The 6,447-nt window shown below is 57.3% G+C and carries 9 protein-coding genes; all 9 read left to right on the top strand.

Annotated features, from left to right (window positions below; genetic code table 11):
- The first annotated feature begins 11 nt into the window (after window positions 1-11).
- The 9 genes from O3A94_15160 to O3A94_15200 all read left to right on the top strand — a co-directional run bounded on the left by O3A94_15160 (window position 12) and on the right by O3A94_15200 (window position 6,254).
- Window positions 12-800, top strand: coding sequence for a S8 family serine peptidase (locus O3A94_15160; protein ID MDA1357591.1), 789 nt, complete (start codon window positions 12-14; stop codon window positions 798-800).
- A gap of 93 nt (window positions 801-893) precedes the next feature.
- Entirely contained in the window at window positions 894-1,925 is a 1,032-nt protein-coding gene (locus O3A94_15165; protein ID MDA1357592.1) for a proprotein convertase P-domain-containing protein, read from the top strand.
- A 126-nt stretch (window positions 1,926-2,051) separates the two neighbouring features.
- Entirely contained in the window at window positions 2,052-2,282 is a 231-nt protein-coding gene (locus O3A94_15170) for a cadherin repeat domain-containing protein (GenBank protein MDA1357593.1), read from the top strand.
- The gene (locus O3A94_15175) at window positions 2,273-2,767 is read left to right on the top strand and encodes a hypothetical protein (GenBank protein ID MDA1357594.1); all 495 of its coding nucleotides are present in this window, start codon (window positions 2,273-2,275) and stop codon (window positions 2,765-2,767) included. Before O3A94_15170 ends, O3A94_15175 begins: the two co-directional genes overlap by 10 nt.
- Window positions 2,767-3,078 carry a hypothetical protein gene (locus tag O3A94_15180; GenBank protein ID MDA1357595.1) on the top strand — a complete coding sequence of 104 codons (312 nt, stop codon included), beginning with the start codon at window positions 2,767-2,769 and terminating at the stop codon, window positions 3,076-3,078. The genes O3A94_15175 and O3A94_15180 overlap by 1 nt, the downstream gene beginning before the upstream one ends.
- 121 nt (window positions 3,079-3,199) lie before the next feature.
- Complete coding sequence (locus O3A94_15185; protein ID MDA1357596.1) at window positions 3,200-3,889, top strand: hypothetical protein; 690 nt, start codon at window positions 3,200-3,202, stop codon at window positions 3,887-3,889.
- A gap of 65 nt (window positions 3,890-3,954) precedes the next feature.
- Entirely contained in the window at window positions 3,955-4,230 is a 276-nt protein-coding gene (locus tag O3A94_15190) for a hypothetical protein (protein MDA1357597.1), read from the top strand.
- Window positions 4,227-4,901 (top strand): ATP-binding cassette domain-containing protein, encoded by a 675-nt coding sequence (locus O3A94_15195; protein ID MDA1357598.1) that lies wholly within the window; start codon window positions 4,227-4,229, stop codon window positions 4,899-4,901. Before O3A94_15190 ends, O3A94_15195 begins: the two co-directional genes overlap by 4 nt.
- A gap of 12 nt (window positions 4,902-4,913) precedes the next feature.
- On the top strand, window positions 4,914-6,254 hold the full coding sequence (locus O3A94_15200; protein ID MDA1357599.1) for an HlyD family type I secretion periplasmic adaptor subunit: 1,341 nt from the start codon (window positions 4,914-4,916) through the stop codon (window positions 6,252-6,254).
- The last annotated feature ends 193 nt before the right edge of the window (window positions 6,255-6,447 follow it).

Here is a 6,447-nt window from a genome sequence, read left to right on the forward strand (position 1 = left end):
GGACCGGCGTCATCATCGGGATTATCGATGACGGCGTGCAGCATGGCCATCCAGATATCAGCGCCAACTACGCCACGGCACTTGATCATGATGCGCGCGATGGTGACGGCGACGCAGCCCCCGGCACCTCAGGCGACAATCATGGCACCACAGTCGCCGGCACCATAGCGGGCGCAGCCGATAACGGCATCGGCGGAACTGGCGTGGCGTTTGGCGCCACAATTGCCGGTTTCCGCATGGGCTATGGAAATGACGGCAATACCGGCCAAATTGTCGAAAATCTGACGCTTCAAGCCAATGTCGACATATCCAATAACAGCTGGGGATATGGCGGCTTCTTCGGCGACGATTTCTCCACGGCTGAATTCCAACCTGCAGCCGATGCGATCCTCAACGCCGTAACGGAAGGCCGCGATGGGCTGGGCACTGTCTTCGTGTTTGCCGCCGGCAATGGCCGGGAAATCGGGCAGGACGCGAACTACCACAGTTTCCAGAATACGCCTCACACCATCGCCGTTGCAGCGCTCGATCATAATGGTCAGGTAGCGGCCTTCAGCACGCCAGGTGCGCCGGTTCTGATATCGGCGCCGGGAGTCGGCATTGTCACCACCGACCGGACCGGTACTGACGGCTACGTCTCGGGCGATTATGTCAGCATCAACGGCACGTCGTTTTCGGCTCCGATCACGAGCGGCTTGGTGGCGCTCATGCTTGAGGCCAATCCCGATCTTGGATATCGGGATGTTCAGGAAATTTTGGCCTACTCAGCGCGCCAGACTGATTCAAGCTCACCGGGCTGAGATGTAAACGGCGCCACAAACTGGAATGGCGACGGACCCCACGTCAGTCATGATTATGGCTATGGCCTGATTGACGCCTATTCGGCGGTCAGATTGGCCGAGACATGGGATTTAACGAGCACCCAAGCGAATTTGGCTTCGATCAGCGCCAGCTCTGCGCCGTCGCTCGTCATACTGGACAATGCAACGATCACCGATACGATCACATTCTCCTCCGGTATTCGAATTGATCACATCGAAGTCGATCTCGATCTCACCCACACATGGCTTGGCGATATCATTATTACGCTCACGTCCCCCGACGAAACCACGAGCGTGTTGGTAAATCGGCCGGGAGTGAGCGGCGTCAGTTTGTGGGGCGCGTCCCAAGACGATATCGATTTTACACTTACCAGCACGCATCACTGGGGCGAAGTCGGCGCCGAAACCTGGACGCTGGCGGTCACTGATCTTGTCGGTGGCGATTCGGGCGTTCTTAACAATTGGACGCTGCGTTTGTTGGGGGATTCACTGACCACCGATGACACCTATGTCTACACAGACGAGTTCGGCGCGTTTACCGGCGCCGGCGACGACGCCTGCCGGGTCCTGAGCAATTCCGAAGGCATCGACACGTTAAATGCTGCTGCGGTTACCTCGGATTCAATCATCGACCTCAATCCAGGCGCAAACGGCACGCTCGCCGGGAATAGTTTGGTGATTGCGTCCGGAACCGTGATTGAGAACGTCTATGCCGGCGATGGCAACGATCTGCTGACGGGCAATTCCGCTGACAACAGCCTTCATGGCGGGCGCGGTGACGACGTCCTCTCCGGTGGCGACGGCAGCGATTATCTTGTGGGCGGGAGTGGCGACGACATTCTCTCCGGCGGTGGCGGCAACAATTATTTCGACGCCGGGAGCGGCGCAAATAGATTCGTCGTCGGCGCGGGCGAGGCCAGCGATACAATCTCAGTAAGCGACAGCGCCTCGAGTACCGATATTCTGCAATTCGTTGGCGGCATCGGGCTGAGCGATGTTGGCTTTACTCAAAGCAGCAATGATTTGACCATAACGCTCTCCGAGACACATGGGGGGGGGGGAGCGGTCAGCGTGTCCGACTTCTTCACGGTTGGCGGCGCGTAACGCATCGACATGATCGAGTTTGACGGTGGCGCGACGATGCTGAACGTCTCCAACTATGCGCAGTTGAGCGATTTTCAAATACCCGGCGTTAACGCAGCGCCGACGGTCGGCGACCAGGATTTCTAGGTGGCGGAGAACTCGGCCGCAGGCACGGCCGTGGGGACGGTTGCGGCAAGCGACCCGGATGCGGGCGATGCGCTGAGCTACGCGATCACATCAGGAAATCAAGACGGCGCCTTTGCGATTGATACGGACGGGGTGATCACGGTTCAAGGCGGGCTCGATTTTGAGGCGCTGTCGAGCTACGCGCTGACGGTCCAAGTTACCGATGGCGGTCTGGCGCGGTTGTGGCGTTGACAGTCACCACTGAGGACATCTCGTCGGTGATCTCGGGCACCCCTGGGAGCGATACGCTGGTTGGCACGGCGCTGGACGAGACGCTATCCGGCGACGGCGGCGGCGATACCTATATTTACGGTCTTGGCGGTGGCAATGACAAGATTATGGACAGCGCTGGCGTTGACCGGCTTGTCCTTGGCCAGGAAGCGGACATCACGTCATTCGAGAGCGCCGGGAACGACTTGATCTTTAGCTTCGCAGATGGTGGCTCGGTACGCGTGGCAGATATGCTTGGTGGCCAGGCGGTGGAAGAGCTGTCGTTCAGCTCGGCGCCGGGTACCGTCCATGAACTGCACCTCGGGGTGAGCTCGAGCGATGGCAATGACTGGATGGTGGCCGGGGCGGCGATTGGATTGCTGGCGGCGACGGCGAGGACTTCCCGACCGGTGGCAGAGGCTCGGATGAGGATCGGCTTTTTGGCGGCGCCGGGGACGACAATCTGATCGGGAGATCGGGCGACGACATCCTCAACGGTGGCACGGGCAACGACTTTTTGAAAGGCGAACGTGGCGATGATCTGTTCGTGTTCAAGGATGGCGACAGCGCGGCTCGAATCTCGATATTCAACGCCGGCGCCGGCACGGACGACGTTATCGACCTGACGGGATCATCGGCGGTTAATGACTTCGACGATGTGCAGAGCATCGTTAGCCAGGTGGCAAGCAATACTGTGATCGATCTGGGCAACGGCTATTCAATCACCCTCCTCGGCGTCAATGTCGGTGATCTGAACCAGGACGATTTTCTTTTATGAGTGAGTCCCGACGGGTCAAATCGGTGCAGAACAACAATCAACTGCGACCGCTCCACGTGATGTCGAGCAATGCCCCGGTTCGGCAAGTTTCGAATATTGTTGGGTCGACGGAGGCGAAAGCGTGAGGGGGCCTGCCCGCGAGGAGCTTCGAGACGCGTTTGCGGCTTGCCGAAGTGGATTTATCGCGGTTGCCCTATTCAGCCTGTTCATCAATCTGCTGATGCTCGTCACGCCGCTCTACATGCTGCAGTTATTTGATCGTGTGCTCGGCAGCCGCAGCACAGACACGCTCATGGTATTGACGATCATCACAGTCCTGGGTCTGCTCGCCATGGCGGGGCTGATGGTTGTGCGCGGGCGCATCCTGGTATGGATCGGCACTTGGATCGACCGAAGTATCAGCGGCAGCGTACTGGCGGCAGGAATCGAGCAGGCGATCGTGGGACGAGAGCCCTCGGCTCAAGGGCTGCGGGACGTTTCAACTGTGCGCAGCTTTCTGACGGGTGTTGGGATTTTCCCCATGATGGATGCGCCGTGGACTCCAATTTTTATTGTTATCGTCTTTCTGCTGCATCCCTTGCTGGGGTGCGTATCGCTAGTCGGAGCCAGCATTTTATTTGCCCTTGCGTTGGTCAACGAGCTGGCAACACGCAAGTTGCTGGCCCGCTCTGCCGGCGCGTCAATTCATTCGCGGCAACAGGCTGAGGCTGCCGCAAACAATGCGGATACTATATTGGCCATGGGTATGGCGCCAAACTTGAGCTGCCGTTGGCAACAGAAAAATTCCGAAACCATAGCCTTGCAGCCCTAGCCAGTAACCGCAGCGGCGCCTTCACCTCGGCCTCAAAAATTATTCGCCTTCTGCTGCAAATCAGCATGCTGGGAGCCGGAGCGCGGCTGGCGTTGCAAGGCGCGATCACGCCCGGAGTCATGATCGCTGGGTCAATTCTCATGGCCCGCGCCCTGGCGCCCGTCGAGCAGGCCATCGGCACGTGGCGCTCGGCAACATCAGCGCGCGATGCGTTTAAGCGCGTGAAGAATCTTTTGGCCAGCTTGCCGGCCAATCCGGCAACCATGCCGCTTCCGCCTCCCGCCGGTAATATCAGCACTGAGGGTTTGGCCTATGTGCACCCGGGAGCCTCCACCCGGTGATTCGCGGTATTACGTTTGAATTGAAGGCCGGTGAAGCGCTTGGCTTGATCGGACCTTCGGCCTCGGGGAAAACGACGCTCGCAAGACTTCTAGTTGGCAGTCTCGTGCCGCGCGCTGGACATGCGCGCCTAGACGGCATGGATTTGGCGCAATGGGCTTCCGTATATAGGGGGCAGCATGTCGGCTATCTGCCACAAGATATCGAATTATTTGGCGGCACAGTCCGCGAGAACATCGCGCGCATGGGCGAAGGAGACAACGACCAGATCATCAAGGCCGCCAAATTATCTGGCGTACACGAGCTGATCATGCGCTTCCCCAAGGGATATGAAACGGAAATCGGAAAAGGCGGCGCGGCCTTATCTGGCGGTGAAAGGCAACGCATCGCACTTGCCAGGGCGCTTTACGGAGACCCCAAGCTGATCATTTTGGATGAGCCAAATGCCAGTTTGGACAGTGAAGGTGAAGCCGCTCTTATCGATGCGCTGAGAGCGCTGAGCGAAAACAAGGTGACAATGGTCGTGATTGCACACAGGCCGAGCATCCTACGATATATGGACAAGGTGCTTGTCCTGCGTGACGGCGCAATGCAAGCGTTCGGAGCGCGCGACGAAATTCTATCCGCCGTAGCGGCGCCCCGCGACCAAGAGTCGGCGCCCCGCGCGGGCTGAGGAATTTTATCGATGCCAAGCTCAATCAACGCAAATCCTGGCGAGGAGGTATCCTTCTCCAAGGGACGCATCGCACTGCGTTTTCCCATTATCATCGGCTGCATCATCATCGCCCTATTTTTTGGCACCCTAGGAGGTTGGGCGGCATTGGCGCCCCTGGAAAGTGCCCCGATCGCGCCTGGCGAAGTCACGACCGACACCAAGCTGAAAACAATTCAGCACTTAGAGGGCGGTATCATCGGCGATATTCTGGTGCGGGATGGCGACGTTGTAGCTGCCGGGCAGGTGCTGATACGGCTAGCGGAAATTCAGTTCCGCGCTGAGCTCGAATTTTTGCAAGGGCGATATGTTACGGCGAGCGCGGTTGAAGCACGCCTGATCGCGGGACGTGATGGTCGGACGGATATCACTTTTCCAGACTGGTTGTTAGATCGCCTCGTTGAGCCGGAAATCATCGAAACCGTTTCTGGACAGGTAAATATATTCGTTTCACGGCAAGAATTCTTGAACCACCAAACTCTCATACTGGGTCAAACTATTGCGCAATTCGGTGAGGAGATTATCGGCCTTGAAGTGCAGATAAAGTCCGAGGATGTGCAACTCAATTTGATTGCCGAAGAGAGCGAAGATGTTCGCAAATTGGTGGCGTTTGGCTTGGCCAGACGCCCGCGTTTGTTAGCGTTGGAACGCGAGGCTGCGGCACTTGAAGGCCGGCGGAGTCAAAACTTGGCGGGCATTGCTCGGTCCAAGCAGAGTATTTCTGAGGCCAATCTGCGCATCTCGGAGTTGAAGACCGCAATCGTTAACGAAGTGGTTCAACAACTCAGTGAAATTCAAGCTGAATTATCAGATCTAGCAGATAGAATTCGCGCGAACAAAGACAAGTTAGCTCGGACGGAAGTTCGGGCACCGATTGGCGGAACCATTGTAAATTTGCAGGTGCACACACCCGGCGGCGTCATGGCCTCGGGGGCGCCACTACTGGATATCGTCCCAAGTGATGATCCACTGGTTATCGAGGCGCGCATCGATCCCAGCGACATTGATGTCGTACGCATCGGATTGGAGGCGCAAGTAAGAATTTCTGCATTCAGCCAAAGAAACATTGCGCCGATTCCTGGAATCGTAAACTACGTATCTGCGGACAGGCTTACGGATGAACGTACTGGTGCCGTTTATTACCTCGCGCGGATACATTTGGAGGAGAAGGATATTCTCGCAGCGCTGCAGGGCGCGGAGCTTCAATCCGGCATGCAGGCTGAGGTCATGATTGCAACAGGTGAGCGCACGGCACTTGAAGCGATTATCAGCCCAATTTCGAGCAGTTTTAACCGCGCTTTCAGAGAAAAATAAACTGGGCTGGGTGTACCGGGCACAGGTTCAACGGCACGGTATAAAGCGAATCTGATTAATCATGCCGAGCCAAAATCCGTTTAGATAATTAGCCATGTGGATTTCAAAGGACGCGACGCCGGCGGGTCGCCGATTTGACTCGTGATGCCCGGCGAGCTGCGCCCCACTGGCGCCTATGAGCAACAATATTGAT

This window comes from Pseudomonadota bacterium (assembly GCA_027624955.1).
Taxonomy (GTDB): Bacteria; Pseudomonadota; Alphaproteobacteria; order UBA828; family UBA828; genus PTKB01.

Coding starts and splice junctions, on each gene's coding strand:
- O3A94_15200 (MDA1357599.1), top strand. CDS start 4,914: ATGCCAAGCTCAATCAACGCAAATCCTGGCGAGGAGGTATCCTTCTCC.
- O3A94_15190 (MDA1357597.1), top strand. CDS start 3,955: ATGCTGGGAGCCGGAGCGCGGCTGGCGTTGCAAGGCGCGATCACGCCC.